Origin of the sequence: Bremerella volcania (assembly GCF_007748115.1) — a bacterium.
In the GTDB taxonomy this organism is placed as follows: Bacteria; Planctomycetota; Planctomycetia; order Pirellulales; family Pirellulaceae; genus Bremerella; species Bremerella volcania.
Genome location: NZ_CP036289.1, coordinates 3815600 through 3835242, shown reverse-complemented (window position 1 = coordinate 3835242; position 19643 = coordinate 3815600). Strand labels below are relative to the sequence as shown.

13 protein-coding genes are annotated in these 19643 nt (G+C 55.9%); 5 read left to right on the top strand and 8 right to left on the bottom strand.

Annotated features, from left to right (window positions below; genetic code table 11):
• Positions 1-169: 169 nt before the first annotated feature.
• A complete protein-coding gene (locus Pan97_RS15225) occupies positions 170-2599 on the bottom strand; it encodes a hypothetical protein (protein ID WP_144973955.1) in 2430 nt (809 codons plus the stop codon).
• Between the two features lie 453 nt (positions 2600-3052).
• Between Pan97_RS15225 and Pan97_RS15220 the strand changes: the two genes are divergently transcribed.
• Positions 3053-9244: an alpha-2-macroglobulin family protein gene (locus Pan97_RS15220; protein WP_144973953.1), complete on the top strand. Its 6192-nt coding sequence runs from the start codon at positions 3053-3055 to the stop codon at positions 9242-9244.
• Between the two features lie 76 nt (positions 9245-9320).
• Here the strand turns inward: Pan97_RS15220 and Pan97_RS15215 are convergent, their stop codons facing one another.
• A complete protein-coding gene (locus Pan97_RS15215) occupies positions 9321-10733 on the bottom strand; it encodes a sulfatase-like hydrolase/transferase (RefSeq protein ID WP_241676310.1) in 1413 nt (470 codons plus the stop codon).
• Positions 10734-10887: 154 nt separating this feature from the next.
• Here Pan97_RS15215 and Pan97_RS15210 point away from each other — a divergent pair, with 154 nt between their 5' ends.
• Positions 10888-11631: an SDR family NAD(P)-dependent oxidoreductase gene (locus Pan97_RS15210; RefSeq protein WP_241676309.1), complete on the top strand. Its 744-nt coding sequence runs from the start codon at positions 10888-10890 to the stop codon at positions 11629-11631.
• 12 nt (positions 11632-11643) lie between these two features.
• Here the strand turns inward: Pan97_RS15210 and Pan97_RS15205 are convergent, their stop codons facing one another.
• The 3 genes from Pan97_RS15205 to Pan97_RS15195 form a co-directional block, all read right to left on the bottom strand.
• A complete protein-coding gene (locus Pan97_RS15205; protein WP_144973949.1) occupies positions 11644-12885 on the bottom strand; it encodes an NAD(P)/FAD-dependent oxidoreductase in 1242 nt (413 codons plus the stop codon).
• 33 nt (positions 12886-12918) lie between these two features.
• Complete coding sequence (locus Pan97_RS15200) at positions 12919-13350, bottom strand: MarR family winged helix-turn-helix transcriptional regulator (protein WP_241676308.1); 432 nt, start codon at positions 13348-13350, stop codon at positions 12919-12921.
• 233 nt (positions 13351-13583) lie between these two features.
• Positions 13584-13790, bottom strand: coding sequence for a hypothetical protein (locus Pan97_RS15195; protein ID WP_144973945.1), 207 nt, complete (start codon positions 13788-13790; stop codon positions 13584-13586).
• Positions 13791-14066: 276 nt separating this feature from the next.
• Here Pan97_RS15195 and nrfH point away from each other — a divergent pair, with 276 nt between their 5' ends.
• The 3 genes from nrfH (at position 14067) to Pan97_RS15180 (ending at position 17190) form a co-directional block, all read left to right on the top strand.
• Positions 14067-14624: a cytochrome c nitrite reductase small subunit gene (gene nrfH, locus Pan97_RS15190; protein WP_144973943.1), complete on the top strand. Its 558-nt coding sequence runs from the start codon at positions 14067-14069 to the stop codon at positions 14622-14624.
• Positions 14625-14636: 12 nt separating this feature from the next.
• The gene (locus tag Pan97_RS15185) at positions 14637-16226 is read left to right on the top strand and encodes an ammonia-forming cytochrome c nitrite reductase subunit c552 (RefSeq protein WP_144973941.1); all 1590 of its coding nucleotides are present in this window, start codon (positions 14637-14639) and stop codon (positions 16224-16226) included.
• A gap of 217 nt (positions 16227-16443) precedes the next feature.
• Positions 16444-17190, top strand: coding sequence for a 2-oxo acid dehydrogenase subunit E2 (locus tag Pan97_RS15180; RefSeq protein ID WP_144973939.1), 747 nt, complete (start codon positions 16444-16446; stop codon positions 17188-17190).
• Here Pan97_RS15180 and Pan97_RS15175 read toward each other — a convergent pair.
• The 3 genes from Pan97_RS15175 to Pan97_RS15165 all read right to left on the bottom strand — a co-directional run bounded on the left by Pan97_RS15175 (position 17187) and on the right by Pan97_RS15165 (position 19582).
• Positions 17187-17729, bottom strand: coding sequence for an HD domain-containing protein (locus Pan97_RS15175; protein ID WP_144978442.1), 543 nt, complete (start codon positions 17727-17729; stop codon positions 17187-17189). The genes Pan97_RS15180 and Pan97_RS15175 overlap by 4 nt on opposite strands.
• Positions 17730-18011: 282 nt before the next feature.
• Positions 18012-18464 (bottom strand): carboxypeptidase-like regulatory domain-containing protein, encoded by a 453-nt coding sequence (locus tag Pan97_RS15170; protein ID WP_144973937.1) that lies wholly within the window; start codon positions 18462-18464, stop codon positions 18012-18014.
• Positions 18465-18514: 50 nt separating this feature from the next.
• A complete protein-coding gene (locus tag Pan97_RS15165; protein WP_144978440.1) occupies positions 18515-19582 on the bottom strand; it encodes a DUF1559 domain-containing protein in 1068 nt (355 codons plus the stop codon).
• Positions 19583-19643 lie beyond the last annotated feature (61 nt).

Here is a 19643-nt window from a genome sequence, read left to right as displayed (position 1 = left end):
AGGCATGCGTGCACTGCATCCCCTGATATCACTTGTCGGCAAGGGGAGGGGGGGAGTCTTAGCTAACTAAGTGAGCATGTAGCTTTTAGAATAATCGGAAAGGCTTAATACGAAGCTTCATGCTCGGCATCCGATTCCCCAAGAATTTCCCCATGATGGGGCGGTCCGGTTAAGGAGCCGAGCTGAGCTGCTTAACCGCTTCTACCAGATCTTTGTCTCGTGCTTTAGTTGCCGAGTCTTCCGCGATTTTTAACATCGCGCCAGCAGCTTTCGTCTGGCCATCCGCTTTCAGCACTGGTACATGCTTGATGGCGTGCTGGACAATGGCCGCGTGGACTTTGGAAGACATGCTCGATCCGGCTGCTAGCTGCATGGCCTTGAGATGCCATTCCCCCTGATCGATCGCAAAGCGGGTATGCCAGTCTTGGATGATCTGATCGCACGTGGCGAAGTCACCACCGCGCGCCGACTCGGCCAGTGCGTAGCGGAAACCAGCGAACTGCTGGGGAGAACCGTTGGGCATAGCCAGCGCGGCGGAAGCCATCTCTTGTCCGATCTTGGCGTGATCGTCCAAGCGCTGGGCCGATTGAATCCGCGAACTCCACTTTTCCTGAAATGCCGCGGCGGGTGCCGAGATGTCTGCCTCGGTGGGAATGGTTGCCTGCTCGATCAGGTCATCGGCCAACTTGTAGGGGTCTGCTAGCACGGCGGTCAAGCTGCTGATCTCTTCGTCGGGGAGAAAGGCGGTCGACCATTCTTCACGAGCCCGCTCGGGTCCGCCATCTGGGGTAACCAAAAGAAACGCGCCGATGATCTTCTTGGTGTCGGCCTGGGTGGGCAGTTCGCTTTCGGCCAGGAACTTGGCCAGCCCGGCGGGGATATCAGTAAGCGTGTACCGGCGGTTCTCGCCATTCATCCGAATTACCAGACGGTTGGCATCCGACTCGACGACACGAATCATCGTGCCGTTCACATCGAGATCGGAGTCAGGTGGAAGCTTGGTGAGGCGCGACGAAACGGCCTGCCAGAATTGCTGATTCCAATCCGCGATTTGTTTCAATTGGTTGAGCTTCTCTTGGTGCTTCGCCGCAGTAGCCAGGGGCGCGGCCTGGGCGAGCAGTTGCTGTGCCGCCGTAGCGTTTCGGTCGATGATCTGCTGACGTGCCTGTTTCATGAGGCCAGCCAGTTGATCGACCTGCGCATTGGAATTCGCAGACGCGGCTGCTGTGTTCTCCATGGGGGTCATGGAGGTGGGCTCGGTTGGGGTGGAAGTCATCTCGGTGGGCTTGGACGGCGTGCTGGAGGCCACCATGCTGCTGCCGAGATACTTCTTCTTGTCCGCCTCCAAGGCGGCCAAAGCGCTTCCGTCAGCACCCGACTTCGTCCACAAGTCACGGACATATTCGATGTCGGCCTTCAACGAAAGCAAAAGGTGAGAAGCTTCGATCCGCTGTTTGACGGTGTCTTCTCCCTTCAGGCGACTCAGGGCGATCGCTCGCTGGAAACCTTCGGGTAGTTCGCCCCGCTCGTACCCTTTGTTCTGGCCTGCGAAGCGAATAACGACGCGCATGTCATCAAGCGTGGTGACGGTGAAGGTCGTGCTGCCGACGGTGAGCTCTTCGTTTTCGCGTAGCGATGCCGTGCCTTCGTTGAGGGCCCTGTTGTAGGCCATCAGATCCTGGACGAACTGATCGACGCGCTCGAAGTCGGTCTTTCCTTCCGGTGTTTTGGGGGTCTTACGAACTTTGTCCAAAGCAATGGATGACTTGGCAAAGTCCTTTTCACGGATCCCCGCCCAGGCAGTTTCCAGAGCGGCTTTCAGTTCCGCTTGATCCTCGGCGGTGGCTTTCGGCTCGGGCGGCTTGCTGTTCATGGCCGGCATGCCAGCCATCGTTTCCTCCGGATTGCCTAATCCAGGAATCGAGTTGGCCAGATCGTTGGAAGTAGGACGAGTCCCGGATTTTGGTCCAGGAGGAGTCTTTCCTTTTGTTTCCTCGGTTTCTTCCTTGATGGGAGGTTTGGGGGTCGTGTCTTCCGGCTTGGGATCGGCTTGAGCGATGGGCTTATCAGCAGGCTCAGTGAAAACGTAGTAAGCTCCACCGGCGATCGCGGCGAGCAAAAGAAGCGCTGCCCCACCCATATACAAGCCGAACGCCGAATTCTTCGCGCGGCTTTTGGCGGAGGTCGCGGCGGTGGTCTTCTTGGCTTTGAGCTGAATGTCGCCGCTTGAATCAGAAGGTGCCGGGGAACTGACGGGTGCCGCCGCTTGGACCGGCGCCGCGCTAACGGGTTGAGCGGACGCAACGGGAGCGGCTTGACCACTGAAGTAAGCCTGCAATTGTTGATCGTAGGCTTGCTTTTGTGCCGGATCCAACAGGCAGTTTTGGGCCAATTGGATTTCCGAGATCAATGTTTGGCGGAGTGGCTCGTCGGCAGGGGCCATCGGAATTGAGGCGCGCGACATAGCATTTTGCGCGGCAACCAAGATTTTGCCGGTGTCTGCTTCGTACATGGGCAATCCCAACAGCGTATAGCAGTCGGGTCGACCAGTGACGTTCAGGCCCAACCACATTTGGTAGGGATTGGTAGCTTGAGTCATTCCTCGAAACTCGCAAGTACGTAATGTTTATTTCAAGGCTAGGTGCCGTTTTGCCAAATTGCCCGCCTGGGACCGGGGTTCGCCTCTGGTAGTACGACGAGGAAGCGACCGATTTTGTTTCATAAATCGGTTATATCGACAACGATGGGGGGATTATTCATTGTCAGGGGGGGGTGATGTCCCAATTGTAGCGAGTTCGAAGCGCGTGGAAAGCCATCTTCTCGCTCTCTTATGTTAGCGTCAACAAGCAAGATCTTGGACATCTGGGCAAACAAATTTTGGTAAGGGCGAAATCTAGAAAACTTCATAAAATATGAGTCGTAGAAAACATCAGTGCGAATCACGTTTTACTGAAATCGCATCGGGGTTTGGTATCGTCTACACCTGGGCAAGCTAATTCACTTTTCAACACCCAACGGAACATCGAAGATACCTCTTCAGAGGACACCCATCATGAACTATTCGCTCCAACGCACTGTCCCTTTAGCCATCCTTTGCAGTTGTGCTGCACTGATGACCATCTGGATCGGATCGCAAGCTAATCTGGCTCAAGGACCGGCGGGTGACGTGAAACAAATGGAAAAACTTTATCAGCAGGGAAATTACAAAGAAGCGTACGAGGCTGCCGAGAAGCTCTTCGTCGATCCTGCTCAAGATCCGAAAGAACTTGCTCGTACGATCTACGTCCCCGTTCAATCGCTGCAGCAGTTGGGGCGTTACCCTGAGGTTGATGCGTTCTTGGAAAAAACGGTCGAAGCCCAAAAAGACCAGTGGCGCGTTCTGCAGGCACTCGCCGCGCAGTACCAAAATCTGAATCACTGGGGAGTGATCAACGACAACGAGTTTCAACGCGGCCCGGTCCGTGGCGGTGGCAAACGGGTGAACAGCATCGATCGTGATCGCACCCGTGCCCTACAACTATATGTCGAAGCGATGAAGGCCGCCCAAGCCAAAGATGCCGAGCCTGACATGGCTTTGCTCTATGAACAAGTGACCGAGTTCTTTCTTCAAAACAACTACGGCCGCGGGGCCTGGCAACTGCAATATCTGACCGACGTCACGACCCTGCCTGACTACGACGAAAGCTACAACTACGGCGGATCGAATCAGGGGGCCCCGGTCGATGACGAAGGCAATCCGATTTACTACCACGTTCCAAAGTCTTGGAACGACGCCAAGAACGATGGCGAGCGGATGCGCTGGGCGATGGAGCAAGTGGGCGAGTACAACGCCAGTCGTACCGGCCTGGTGAAACTTCGCTGGGCCAGTTTTCTCAGCTCGCAGTTTGGCGTTCAGACGCTTCAGCAGTACCAATGGTTCTTTGCTCCGCGCGATGAAGACGACGACAACGAAACGCCGCATCTATTGGCGCTGGGAACGCTCAAGGACAACGAAACGATTGCCCGCCTGGCGACCGGCATCAAACGCTTCGAACTGCCGGACGAGTTCAATCACATCAAAGTCTGGCAGGAACTGATCAAGGAAGAAGATGCGCGGCGTGGGTCTGCGTACGACCAACTGGCGTCCGTCTTCGAGAATCGCCGGCAATACCCCAAAGCGGCCCAAACATGGCGGGATGCCATCCAAGACGTGGGGCCCGGCTCGAATGACCATCGCCGCAAGCGACTCGAACAAATCGTGAACAATCTCGGCCAGTTTCAGGGAGGTCAGGTCAACGCGGCCGGCCAAGGAGCGACGCTACAGTACTTGTTCCGCAACGGAACCGAAGTCGAATTCACGGCTCACGCCATCAAGATGGAAAAGTTGATTTCGGATGTGAAGCAGTATCTGAAATCGAACCCAGGCCGCATCGACTATCAGAAGGTCCAGTTTCAGCAGGTCGGCGAAAAGATCCTTTTTCAAAATGGGGGCAACGCCTATCTCGGGGATCAGGTTGCCAAGTGGAATCAGAAGCTTGACCCTCGCCCCGGTCACCTCGATCGCCGCATCGACGTGCATGCTCCGCTGAATAATGCCGGCGCCTACATGGTGACCGCCAAGATGAAGGACGGCAACGTCTGTAAGGTCGTCGTGTGGGTCGCCGACACGGTGATCGTCAGCAAGCAGCTCGACCAGAAGAAGTACTACTACGTCGCCGACGCGGTCAGTGGAAAGCCGATCCAAAAGGCGAACGTCGAATACTTCGGCTACAAGATCGAACAAGTTCGCAATCAGAATCGCTATAACGTCCTGACCAAGAACTTTGCTGAATTCAGCGACGCCGACGGTCAGATCATTCTGTCCGACAATCCGCTGACGCAGCAGTATCAGTGGCTGGTCGTGGCTCGGACCGATAAGGGACGTTTTGCGTTTCTCGGCTTTCAGCACATCTGGTACGGTCGTCGACACGATGCGACTTACAACCAGGTGCGTAGCTATGGGATCACCGATCGGCCTGTCTATCGGCCGAATCAAACGCTGAAGTTCAAGTTCTGGACGCGGCGTTCGCAGTACGATCAGGCCGACGTCAGCCAGTTCGCAGGCCAGTCGTTCAACATTCAACTGCGCGATCCGCAAGGGAACGAGATCTTCAACAAGCAGTTCACTGCTGACCAGTATGGTGGCATGGACGGCACCTGGGAGATTCCTTCCGACGCGAAGCTGGGTCAGTACAACCTTTACACCAACCATGGCAACATTCAGTTCCGGATTGAAGAGTACAAGAAGCCGGAATTCGAAGTCACGATCGATGCCCCCGAAAAGCCGGTCGAGCTTGGCGAAAAGATTACCGCCAAGATCAACGCCAAGTACTATTTCGGTTCGCCGGTCACCAATGCCACGGTCAAGTACAAGGTCGAGCGTTCGCCGTACAACCGCCACTGGTACCCGAGCGCGCGCTGGGACTGGTGCTTCGGTAACGGTTACTGGTGGTTCGCTTACGACTATCCGTGGTATCCCGGCTATCACAGGTGGGTAGGGTGCATTCGTCCGGCACCGTTCTGGATCGGGTGGTCGCATAATCCGCCTGAGCTGGTTTCCGAGCAGGAAGTCGAGATCGGTGAAGACGGGACGGTCGAAGTCGAAATCGATACGGCATTGGCCAAAGCCCTGCATGGCAACGAAGACCATCAGTACACCATCACGGCCGAGGTACGAGATCAATCGCGACGAACGATCGTCGGTACCGGCAACGTTTTGGTGGCTCGCGAACCGTTCATGGTTTACACGTGGGTCGATCGCGGCTACTACGACGTTGGTGATACGATTCATGCCCACTTCCTGGCGCAAACGCTCGATGCCCGCGATGTTGCCGGTAAGGGTCAGCTGAAACTCCTCAAGATCACCTACAACGAAAAGCAGGAACCGATCGAGACGGAGGTTCAGGCCTGGAAGGTCGAGATGAAAGGGGAGGGAAGCGTCGGCCAAACGATGAAGGCCACCGCCGCCGGGCAGTATCGGTTAAGTCTTACGCTGACCGACGAGGCGGGGCACACGCAGGAAGGTGGCTACATCTTCACGATTCGCGGACAGGGCTTCGATGGTTCGGAGTATCGTTTCAACGACCTGGAACTGATTCCAGATAAGAAGGAGTACCAGGCCGGCGATACGGTCAAACTTCAGATCAACACCAACCGAGTCGGCAGCACGGTGCTGCTCTTCGTGCGTCCTTCCAATAGCGTCTATCTGCCGCCGAAGGTGGTTCGTCTGACCGGCAAGAGCACGGTGCACGAAATCGCCGTCCTTAAGAAGGATATGCCCAACTTCTTCGTCGAAGCCCTGACGGTTGCCGATGCCCGCGTCCATGACGAGGCGAAAGAAATCGTGGTGCCACCGGAGACGCGCGTGCTGGACCTGCAGGTCGAAACCGACGCCAAAGAGTATCTGCCGGGCAGCGAAGGCACGATCAAGCTGAAACTGACCGATCACACCGGCGAGCCATTCGTCGGATCGACCGTCCTGACCATGTACGACAAGTCAGTCGAATACATCAGCGGCGGGTCGAACGTGCCGGATATCAAAGAGTTCTTCTGGAAGTGGCGCCGCCACCATTACCCGCAGACGGAACATAGCCTGAATCTGTATAGTTACAACCTGACCCCCAAGGGGCAATTGGCTCTACAGTACCTGGGCGCGTTCGGCCAAAGCGTGGCGGATGAGCTCAACGAACAGATGGACGATATGGTGATGGAAGGTGCCGCCATGGGATTTGGGGGTAGTGGCCCGAGCAGGCGTCAGTCCAGCATGCGTGGCATGATGTCCAAGAATGCCGTCGCTGATGCCGCCATGCCGATGTCTGCCGCCGCGGCTCCGATGGAGGAGTTCGCTCGCAAATCGGCGGACAAGTCCGGGCAGCAAATGGGGCAAGGGCAAGGGGAAGCCAACCTGGTGGAACCGACCGTGCGATCGAACTTCGCGGACACCGCTTTGTGGGTCGGAAGCGTCGAGACCAACGAGAAAGGTGAGGCAGAATTCAAGCTGGATATGCCTGAGAATCTGACTTCGTGGAAGATCCGCACTTGGGCGATGGGGCAAGGAACCAAAGTCGCCTCGGCCGAAAGCGAAGTAGTCACGCGGAAGAACTTGATCGTTCGCCTCCAGGCCCCACGTTTCTTCGTGCAGAAGGATGAAGTGGTCCTTTCGGCGAACGTCCATAACTATCTGAAGACCGAGAAGTCGGCAGTCGTTACGCTGGACATCCCTACGGAACTCATGTCGAGCGAAACGCAGCTGACGCAAAAGGTGACCATCCCGGCTGGCGGGGAAGTTCGCGTCGATTGGACGGTGAAAGTGACCCAGGAAGGGGAAGCCACCATCACCATGAAGGCGCTGACCGACGAAGAATCGGATGCGATGCAGCAAAGCTTCCCGGTTTACGTTCACGGCATGCTCAAGACCGAGTCGTGGGCAGGCACCGTGCAGCCGGAACAGAATTCGCAGAGCATCACGATCAGCGTCCCGCAAGATCGTCGACCGGAAGATTCTCGCTTGATCATCCGCTACTCGCCGAGCCTGGCAGGCGCGATGGTCGAAGCCCTGCCTTACATGATCGACTATCCTTACGGCTGTACCGAGCAGACCCTCAATCGCTTTGTGCCGACGGTCATAACCCGCAAGGTGCTGGGAGAAATGGGGATCGATCTGAAGTCGATTGCCGAGCATCAGAACAACCTGAATGCCCAGGAAATCGGCGATCCCAAAGAGCGAAACAATCGCTGGAATGCCGCTTGGGATGGCAAGCTCAAAAATCCCGTCTTCGACGACGCGGAACTTGAAAAGATGGTCAAGAGCGGCGTCCAACGGCTGACCGAGATGCAGAACTCGGACGGCGGTTGGGGCTGGTTCTCAGGCTATCACGAGCACAGCTATCCGCATACCACGGCGGTCGTCGTTCGCGGATTGGTAATGGCCGAACGCAACGGCGCGGCGGTCGTTCCCGATGTGATCCAGCGTGGCAAGCAGTGGCTGATCAACTACCAGAACCAGGAAGTTCGGAAGCTGCAAAATGCGGATGGAAAGAAGGATCCCTGGAAGTCGACGGCCGACAACCTCGACGCGGTGATCTTCGCCGTGCTCGCGGAACTTGATCACGATAACAACGCCATGCGCGGCTTCCTCTACCGCGACCGAACGCATCTTTCGGTGTACGGCAAGGCCATGTTTGCGTTGGCCCTGCACCAAGTTGGGGATGCCGAGAAGTTGGCCATGCTGCGTCGCAATCTCGACCAGTACCTGGTCACCGACCAGGAGAACGAAACGGCCTATTTGAAGATGCCGGCCGATAGTGCCTGGTGGTACTGGTATGGCGACGCGATCGAAGCCAATGCCTACTACTTGAAGCTGTTGGCTGCGACCGACGCCGATAACGTGACGGCTCGCCGATTGGTGAAATACCTGCTGAACAATCGGAAGCACGCCACCTACTGGAAGTCGACTCGCGACACGGCACTGTGTGTCGAGGCAATGGCCGACTACCTACGAGCCACCGATGAGCTAAACCCCGAGATGACCGTCGAGATTTTCATCGACGGCGAGAAGAAGGCCGAAACCGAGTTCACCAAGCAGAACCTCTTCACGGTCGACAACACGGTAGAACTCACCGGCATGCAGGTCACCGACGGCAAGCACAAGGTGGAGGTTCGCCGCAAGGGGGACGGTCCGGTGTACTATAGTGCCTACCTGACCAACTTCACGCTCGAGGACTTCATCACCAAGGCCGGTCTGGAAGTGAAGGTCGAACGACGCTTCTACCGCTTGGATCGCGACGAAGACGCGACCGCCAAGGCCGTCGGGGCTCGCGGACAGGCCTTGAAAGAGAAGGTGGTGAAGTACAAGCGAACTCTCTTGGAAAATGAATCGCAAGTCACCAGTGGCGATCTGGTTGAAATCGATCTCGTGATCGAGAGCAAGAACGACTACGAGTACTTGATGTTCGAGGACAAGAAGGCCGCAGGCTTCGAACCGGTCGACCTGCAAAGTGGTTACAACGGCAACGCACTGGGTGCCTATATGGAACTGCGTGACGAGAAGGTAACCTTCTTCGTGCGTCAGCTTCCACGCGGCAAGCACACGTTGACCTACCGCTTGCGAGCCGAAATCCCCGGCAAGTTCAGCGCATTGCCAACCGTTGCCCAGGCGATGTACGCACCGGAACTGGTGGGTAACTCCGATGAGATGAAGATCCGGATTAAGGATCTCGAGCACTAGTCGCTGTTGGAAGTGATGCAACGAAAAAGGGGCGATCAGGAAATGGATCGACCCTTTTTCATTTGAGCAACGGTGTTTACTTCGGTTCCCAGTCTTGGCCGTTATCCGCCGGCATCGACTTGTGCCAGGCGAGCAAGGTTCCTTTCAGCGATGCGACCACTTGGGGATTCTTCTCAGCGACATTGGTCGTTTCGCTCTTGTCCTGGTCCAGGTCATACAGTTCGACGTCGCTGCCATCATAGCTACAAAGCAGTTTCCACTTTCCGTCGCGGACGGCCAGGTCGGGAAGTTGCTGGCCTTCCAGTTCCGGTCGATCAGGCGGGCGGCGAAAACAGATGGGGGTCGAGTGGGAAGCGTTCGTTTTCCCCAGGAGAACGCCCGGCAAGGCTTCGCCGTCGAAAGTGACACCTTCTTTCGCACTCGTTCCGCAAATCGAAAGCAGGCTCGGTACCAGGTCGAACGCTGCAAAGACCGATTGGTCATTCGTGGTACCGCTCTTATCGGCATCGATCAAACCCGGTCCCCACACGATCAGCGGCGATCGGACGCCTCCTTCGTACAGGGTCGTTTTGTGGCCGCGATAAGGTCCCGCACTGCCGGCACCCAGTTCCGGGCCGTTGTCGGAACACATCAAAATCAACGTATTGTCACGCAGTTGCTCGTCGCTGCGAACGAAGTCGAAGAGCGTGCCTAACTGTTCGTCCATGGTTTCCAGCACACCCAAATAGAGTTGCCGTTTGGTTTGGTCTCCGCGGCGCTCTTTGGGAGGAAAGAACGGGGAGTGAACGTCGTCCGGCCAGACGTTCACGTAAAACGGCTTGTTGTTCGCTTTCGCCTCTTTAATGAAATCGATGGTTGCATCAACGAACGTCTGGGTGATCTTGTCACGCTTCTCCCAGGTGATCTTGCCACGTCCGAGCTTGTCGCTGCCAAGTGTGTGCAGTCGCGGCTTCTTGCCATCGTAAGCATCAAGCTCTGCGAGAACGCGGTCCCCCAGGCCTTCGAAGTTGGTAAGCGACGCATCGAAGCCATACTCGCTGATCAGCGGTGCCTCGCCCACGTCACGTTGACCTCCCATATGCCATTTGCCGAAGTGCCCGGTAGCGTAGCCTGCGTCGTGAAGCATATCGGCAAGCATTGGCGCGGTAGGGTCAAGCCACTGCGCCATGCCCCGCCGCTTGTTCAGTTGGCGATGGGCCAGGTAAGACGAGATCTTCCAGCGCTGCGGATACTGGCCAGTTGAGATCGCTGTGCGTGATGGCGAACAGATGGGCGAGTTAACGTAAAACTGCGTGAATCGAATGCCTTCTTCGGCCAGGCGATCGCAGTTCTCGGTGGTAGCGTCCTCGTTGCCAAAGCTCGAGAAGTCCCCCCAGCCCATGTCGTCGATGAATACCAGGATCACGTTTGGAGGACGCTCGGCCGCAGAGATGGGTGCTGTAACCAGGCAGCAAAGTAGCAGCAGCAAAGGCAAGCGTATGAGCTTCATGAGGTAGGTCCTTGCAGGAAAAGCGTCGGTCATGGGACCTGTCAATCTACCAAAAGGGAACTCAAATCCAATCAATTTCGCCGTTGCGTCGTTTCAGAACGTGCGGTTTTTGCCGAGGAATGCAAACAATGTCATTACGCACGAAAAGGTTCTCATGATGACGCACGATATGCCGGTTTCCATGGTGATTGGGGCAACCGGCGGGATCGGCTCTGCCACGGCCCGCCTGCTTGCTTCTCGCGGGTGTCGAGTACTGTTGGTATCTCATAACGAAGAGAAGCTTCAAAAGCTTGCCGAAGAACTGGATACCCCTTACTTCGTGGCCGACGCGACCCAGTTCGAGCAAGTCGAGGCGGCGGCCAAGCACGCACAAGAGAAGTTGGGTAGCGTCGACTCGATTATCAACTGCGTTGGATCGCTGATTCTGAAGCCAGCCCATATCACGACGCAGAAGGATCTGGAGCAGACCATCGCGCTGAACGTCACCACCGCATTCGCCGCGATTCGTGCGGCCAGTAGCGTGATGCGAGATTCAGGCGGGAGCGTCGTCCTGTTTTCGTCAGCCGCCGCTCGCATCGGACTTGCCAACCATGAAGCGATTGCCGCGGCGAAAGGGGCCGTCGAAGGTTTGGTCAAGTCGGCCGCGACAACGTACGCAGGCAAGAACATTCGTGTGAATGCCATCGCCCCTGGCCTGGTCGAGACACCCCTTACGGAAGTAATCTGGTCACGCCCAAGATCGGCCGAAGCCTCGAAGGCATTACATCCTCTGGGCCGGCTCGGAAAGCCTGAGGAAATTGCTTCACTTGCCGCTTGGCTCGTCGATCCTCATAACAGTTGGATCACCGGACAGATTATTGGCGTCGATGGAGGTCTGGCTGGACTAAAGACTGGCTAGGAAACGTTATGTTTATTCAGCCATCATTTCCGATTCTGACTTCATGGTGGCGATCGATTCAAAGACTTCGTCGAGGCTGTCTTTGAACAAATCACCAATCAGAAGATCCGTAATATCACCGCGATGGTTGGGGAAGCGACGAACGAAACGGCCGAAGTTGAAGCCGTCGTAATATTCGCAGACGAGCTTCCGCATCCGTTCCATCCCCACCATATACTCTCTTTCCCAGTGGGCTAGTTGGTTGCGACTGGTGTCCCCTTTCTTCAAGCCCTCGACGATCGCATCGGCGGCAAGCTCGCCTGACTTTAAAGCCAGTAACACGCCCGAGGAATAGAGAGGATCCAGAAAACCAAGGGCATCACCAATCAGAACCCAGCCATCGCCAGCGGCCTGCTTCGATTTGTAGGTGAAGTCCTTCGTGGCGAAGATCTTGGTGACCTGTTCGGCCCCTTCGACACGCATCTTCGCGGCAGGGCAGCGCTCGAGTTCTTCGGCGAAGACCTGTTCGTGCGAACCTCGCCCTTTGAACAGATAGTCGAAGTCACCCACGACGCCGATACTCACGATGTCGTCGTGAAGAGGAATGTACCAGAACCAGCCTTGCTTGTTTTCGACCTGCAGGACCGTCGTTGCTCCTTCATCGCGACCAGGGTCGCGTTTGGCGCCCTTGTAGTAGGTCCAGATCGAGCCCTTGTTCAGCGACGGGTCAGGGACTCGCAACTTCAGCTTGTTGATCAACATCGAGCTTTGACCACTCGCATCGACCACGACGTCGGCGTGGACGTCTCGTTTCTCGCCGTTTTCGTCCATGATTTGAATGCCGATGGCACGTTCTCCGTCGAAGAGGACGTCGAGCACGCGCACGCCTTCGTGCGTTTTCACGCCATGTTCCTCGGCGTTGCGAAGCATCATCTCGTCGAACTCGCTGCGACGGACTTGCCATGTCTGCGAGCAGTCGTGATCTTTGTTGTCGTGAAAGTAGAAGGGAGCCGATTGCTTGCCCGAGTCACTGACGAACTGAACGCTGTACTTCTTGATGAACTGGCTGTCCTTCAGCTTGGGCAGCATGTTCAAACGCTTGAGGACCCAGTACGTTTCAGGAATAAGCGATTCACCAATGTGAAAACGAGGAAACTTCTCGCGCTCGAAAAGTTCCACGCGGACGCCTTGCTGGGCGAGAAGGGTGCTGACGGTTGCTCCTGCAGGACCACCCCCGATGACGACGACTTGCGGCTTGTTCTGAATATCGATCATGGCTCAAAAGTACTTGTCCAGTGTCCGTCGCGACTATTCATCAACCAATGACAGGTTCGTTTCATCTTCGTGAGGCTCGCGGGCTTCTTTCAGCAGCGAGGCCAGAAGACGAAGTGCGTCAGGAGAAAGATGTCCCAATTGCTTTCGATGACAGTCGCGAACTTCCGAAGCGAGTTCTTCCAGCAGTTCCAACCCCTGGGGGGTAATGGTCACCTCGACCACCCGCCGGTTCTCAGGACGTCTCTCACGAGACAGTAAACCGCGTTGCTCGAGCTTATCTAACAGCCGGGTCATGTCCGGAGCACGAGAAATCAACCGTGAGCCCAGCACCAGCGTCGGCATCGAATCAGGATGCACCGACTTCAGCAGTCGAAGTGTGTTATATTGCTGGGCGGAAAGGCCGGCGTGGCCGAAGACCTGTTCCTCGAACGCTTTCAGACGATCGTAGGTACGCCATAAATTCAAAAAGACTTCCTGTTCCAGGGAGTCAAACTTCCTGGAATTGGCATGCGTTCGAGGCTTTTGCGGAGTCAGGCCCATACCCCCAGGATAGGCGTTTCTACAATAAACGTCAAGACAACTGTATTGGCCAGGCCATTGTATGGTAGCTATCTCGGCTTTATCCTAAGCGAGGGGGTGGCCAAAAAAAACGAGCCCAATGGGCCCGCTTTCATTTGGTTTGACTAGCGAACGGCGAGTTAGGGCAGCCCGGCTTCGTCCAGCACGCTGGTAAATTCCTGGTAGGAGCTTCGCACCCGCTGGCCAATTGATTCGCTCGCTTCGCGGATGGATTTCATGCCGCCGAGCATCTCTTCGACCATCGCCTCGATTTCGCTCCCGATCTGGCGAACCTGTTCGGCCGAATTGCGTTGATCGGCGGACGAAGTTTGGATGAAGCGATTCATTTCATCCCTCATCGCACACACCTGGCCGATGACTGACGCCTTCTGGCCAAGGTTCGACGACACTTGATGCGTATCTTGTCGAATTCGCGAGATCCGTCCGCTGATCTGATCGATTGTCCTGCGTTAGGGCGGCATGAAGAATCGCCTTCCCTATTGGAATTTGCTTGTTCGCCGATCACCTGATGGGTAACATGCCGAGTAATTCCTGCCCTTGAAGGTCGATTGTCTGCTTAGGGATAGCGCCCACGATTGAAGATATTAAGGGGAAGAGTCCGGATGACTCAGCGCGAGAACTCATCACCGCGGAGAGACCAGCGGTTCCGGCGCCGATACCCGAGAGCCAAGATCTACGCAGGACTGTTCTCTTCGTTTTTTGCCATCCTTCTCGGGGTGGTTCTCGGACTGGGAACATTCACCTTTGGCTACGGCAAAGGGGCGAGCTATCTCAGCAATGATCCCAAGAGTTGCGTCAACTGTCATGTGATGCAAGAGCCCTACGATACCTGGCAGAAATCGAGCCATCATGACGTCGCCGTTTGCAACGATTGCCATCTCTCTCACGACCCGATTGGTAAGTGGGTAACCAAAGCAGACAACGGCTTCTTTCATTCGTTGGCGTTCACCTTTGACGACTACCCCGATCCTTTGCGGATCAAGCCTCGCAATCGCCTGGTAACGCAGCATTCCTGTTTGCATTGTCATGCTGACTTTGTGCACAACATGCTCCCGGCGAGTCCAAACCGCGAGACGATGTCGTGCGTCCATTGCCATGCGGACGTTGGACATTCGCTTCATTCGAGGGTTTATCCCACTTTGGAACCTGACTCCCGTTGATAGGTATGCATCATGAGTTCTGACAACTCTTCCGGCAGTTCGAACCGTAGACCGTCCTTTGCTTCGTTGGCGGGACTGATGCTGTTGTTCGCCGTGGTGACGTTCGGCCTGGTGGCGCTGCTGACCAATATCTTCGAGAAGAAGCAGGAGGCTCGGGTACCGTTTGTCCGGCTGGAGGAAGTCGACGAAGTGACGACGGACCCCAAAATCTGGGGCGTCAATTGGCCGGACCAGTATGATTCTTACCTGCTGACGGTAGATTCCGAAGAGTCCGAATACGGCGGATCCGAGGCGTTGACGGCCAGCAAACTCGAGGCACATCCGTGGCTCAAACGATTGTACGCAGGGTATGCATTCAGCCTCGATTATCGCGAGGCCCGTGGCCATGCCTACATGCTTAGTGATCAAGAGGTGACCAAACGCGTGACCGAGCGGAAGCAAGCGGGGGCTTGTCTGCATTGTCATGCTTCGATCATTCCCACCTACCGCCGATTGGGGCTGATGGAAGAAGGTAACACCGAGGTCACCGCGGAGGATCTGGCCTCCGATTTCAATTGGCCGGCCGTGATGGCTGGCTTCAAGGCGATGAGCGCCATGGAATACGCCGATGCCCATGGCGAGCTAATGAAGACGCCCGATGGGACGTCAGGCGAGGGGAAAGCGCATCCGGTGAGTTGCGTTGATTGCCACGATCCCGAGTCGATGGCGATTCGAGTCACGCGACCAGGCTTCGTCCAAGGAATTGCGGCACTAGCCAAGAGTGACGATCCGGTGGTTCATCTACCGAGTATCGAGCGCTGGCGCGGCGGGAACCGAGAACGCGATTACGACCCGAATCTCGATGCCTCGCGACAAGAAATGAGAACGTTCGTCTGTGCCCAGTGTCACGTCGAGTATTACTGTGCGAGCAAAGAGACACTGTTCTTTCCTTGGGGTAATGGGCTGAAAGTAGAGCAGATCGAAAAGCTATACGACGATCACAAGTTCCCCGACGGCAGTGATTTCCTCGACTACAAACATGGTGAAACGGGGGCCAAGATCTACAAGGCTCAGCATCCAGAGTTCGAGCTATGGAGTCAGGGAATTCATGCCCGCAGCGGCGTGAGTTGCGCTGATTGTCATATGCCCTACGAACGAAAGGGGGCGATGAAGGTCAGTAGCCATAATGTTCGTAGCCCGATGTTGAACGTCAACCGATCGTGCCAAACGTGCCACAATGTGAATGAGGGTGAGTTGAAGCAGCGGGTCGAAATCATTCAGGCTAGAACGCAAGATCTGATCGAGCGATCGGCCGTCGCGATGACTTCGATGCTCGACGCGATCAACGCGGCCAAGGCAGCCGGTGCCACGGATGAGCAATTGGCGCCGATTCTGGAACTTCAAAAGAAGGGAATGTGGCGGCTCGACTTTATCAGCAGTGAAAACTCGAAGGGGTTTCACGCCGATCAGGAAGCAGCGCGGATCTTGGGCGAAGCGATCGACTACTGCCGGCAAGCGGAAATCGAAGCGATTAGGCTTCGCGCCCCGGATTCGCCGGATGTCGAGGTCGATGCGGTCGAGGTGAAAGGGATCACCCCAGACGATAAGGCACCCACTGGCTAGGTCTGCTAGCGAGTCCCTGATAGGAAAGCTGCTCTTGCTTTCGTGGTTTGGATTTTGGTATTCCCTGGGCTTCTGTCTGTTTAGGGGTCCGCAGGCGGACTCTGGTAATCCCTAACCAAGAATGGCGCCTTCTGTAACTCGGATGAACAACCCGAAAAGTCCAGTCCCTGCCGATCGTATTTCCACGCGAGGGTGGCTACGTTGGTTGCCGACGGGTATGCCAGCGCATCGGGCGCTGGTGACGGACTTGATGTGGTTGCACCGCACGATGCCGACGGTATCTCAGGTAAAGACATTTGATCTGAGTGAGCTACGCACGGTTCGCAAAGCATGTCCGCGTCGAATTTCCTGGGCGATCGCATTTCTGCGTGCCTATGCTTTGACGGCACTCGAGTTTCCGAGTCTTCGACGGACTTATTTGACGTGGCCCTGGCCCCATTTATATGAGCATCCCCAGACGGTCGGCAATTTGGTTGTATCGCGGCAAGTCAGCAGTGAAAGCTGGTTATTCTTCGCACCCATTGCCGACGCCGAGAATTTTACGCTCGACCGGCAGCAAGGGCTGCTCGAACGATACCAAACAGGGCCTGTGGAAGAGGTTTTCAAAAACCAGGTTCGCCTGGCGCATTATCCCTTCTTCGTGCGACGGCTGCTGTGGTGGTTGCGATTTCATGGTTCGCCTGGCAAACGCATCAAGCGGCTGGGTACGTTCGCGGTCACAACGGTGGCAGGGCAGGGGGTTACCATTCTGGACCCGCGTGCCCCGGTAACGTCGACGCTCACCTATGGCCCAATCAACGAGGCCGGACAGTGCAGCGTTACGATTGCCTACGACCATCGCGTGATGGATGGCAAGGAAGTGGCCGAGATCTTAATCGCCACCGAACGAATCATGCAGACGCGGATCGTGCGGGAATTTCACGAACTGGCTCAGTTGCATCGATCTCGAAGCAAAGCGGCTTAGTGCCGCCCGCCGGCGAAAGCCGGGAACTCAACTCCCCATCGCTCGGCAATCCACTCGGGAACCACATAAAACGTGGCACGCCCGTGCGCCCAATCGATCGTCTCTTTTCGCTTCGCCTCGTCGGTGTTGAGGTAATAAGGGTCGGGCTGCATGCCTACGCGTCCTAAGTCCAGTCGATCAGAATCCCAGCACGTTCCGATCGTGACGTCGGCATGATGCCGACAGTGCGTATGTCCACAGCATGCCTCGAATAGCTGCGCGAATTGAGAGTCGGATAACTCGAACAAGTCTCCGCGAAGCTGCTTGGCGAATTCGGCCCCACGCTGTCCGTGATCTGGATCGTGCCCCTCGTTTTGTCGCTTGGAATCATGAAATAAAGAGAATAACGCGACCACTTCCTTGTCGGCTCCACTCGCTTCCGCCAGTCGCTGGCCAATATCGTAGACACGTGCCCAATGCGCCAGACCGTGGCATCCCGTCAGGGGTAAGTCGTAATCTCGAACGATTTGTCGGGCAATCCCTCGCATGTCTATCGCCATTTCCAACTTCCTTAGTGACATGAACCTTATCCGTAACCGCCGCTCGCCTTCGCGGCGGTAACTGCGGAACAATGTATTGATCGTTGCCTGATTGGCAATTTCAAAAGACACGACTCGAATGCTAAAGTTCGCCCAGCATCCGACCGGCGAACTTGTCTAGATTTAGAAATAGCAACAAGTTGCGAGAATGCCCAGCAAATTGTTGCCGCTCGGCGGAGCGAGTTGTTAACCCGTTTTTCAAAACAACTTCATCAAGTCATGCCGAACTCGTAGCGCAAAAGGTCATGGTGACTTCAATTCAAAGTTGAGGTCGGTGTTACCGTCGTCGTCAATTTCTACGATCAGGTCACTCTGGGTGTTGTACTGGGGAGGGACCATCTCCTTGCCCTTGGGCACACGAGCTTCGGGGTTGGTGATCTCTGGCTGCGAGATCTTATTGATACGAACGCGGTATTCTCCCGGCTGAACGCCAGCATACGAGGCCGTGTACATCTCGAAATGGCCGGAGTCGTCGGTGTTGGCGAAGCCGCTCGATCCTCCGAGGCCATCTTCATTGACTTTGACATTCTCCGGCGTGAACTCAACATCGGCGCCCGCCAAAGGTGTTCCATCCAAGGTGATCGTTCCCTTGGCGGGAACAAGATGAAGACCCGCAGCGTTGCCACTACAACCGGCCGCGCTGGCGATGATCAGCGGCGCCGCCAGATAAAAAAATACCGTCAGGTTGATTCTCATAATGCGAAAACTCTCAGCGAGGAGCGACGTTCCGTTAGCAAACACGACCGTTAGAAATTGCTCAAGACCAAGCTGTCGTTGCGAGCCCCAAGTCGCTGATAGGTTCCAAAGTTGCTTTGATCGCCGGTGCCGTACGGGTTATTCGCGTCCCACGTGTAGCCTGGGTGATTGATCACCTCGCTGATGAAACGAACCGAGGCGTCACTCATCGCGAACATGGCGCCACCTGGGTGGTAACTTGCGAATGCTCGGCCGTACTTATCCGCATTGGTGATACGAGCATTGATCGCCGTGCGAGTCGAGCGAATGTGCCGGAAGGGCCCGGCTGATTGATCTACTGACTCGTCACCATTGATGTAGTCTGCTCGCGCTTGTCCCCCGGAAGCAACCGACCCGTAGAGAACGTTGTTCTTTGAGCCGACATTGTTGCTGCGCCAGCGAATCTCACCCAGCATCAGCGTGTTGGATGCACCATCTTCGATGTCTCGGAAAGAAATCGCCGAATTTTCAAAGAGAATCCCATTGCAGACGGTTCTGTGGTGTTGAAGTTCCGATCCCGGAGTGGCGCTTCGTTCGTAGCTCCCACGGCTGCCGGCATAGCTGCTGGTGGCGATATTGGCGTGGTAGCCCACCGTCGAAGAATCGGGCTGCGAGGTCGTTGTTTCAGGTTTGACGTCAGACGGACACGAGAAGATATCCAGCGGAGTGGAAACGGCATTGTGATTCGATGGCACACTGCCCCCGTGACTTCCGCCGGTCGATCCATAAACGTGATATTTGAAGTCGAATTGATCGTGGAGGGCCGACTGCTCGATCATGGGAAGGATCAGCGTTTGCCACGAGTACCCGCCGTCTTGACCGCCGGTGGTCGCAAAGTTGGGCGGATTGAAATCGGCGTCAATAAACCCAGGCGGGAAAGTGCCAAAGATATCGTGGTAGTTGTGAATACCTAATGCGAGATTCTTCAAGTTGTTCGAGCAACTCATTCGCCGAGCCGCCTCTCGTGCCTGCTGTACGGCCGGCAGCAGTAAGGCAATCAGAACACCGATGATCGCGATCACGACTAATAGTTCGACAAGAGTAAACGCGGCACGCCGGTCTTGAGAAGGGTGCGACATGGCTCACCTCCGATGGAAAGTGTTTTTGCTGAATAAGATATGAAAAAGAAGATAGATGCAA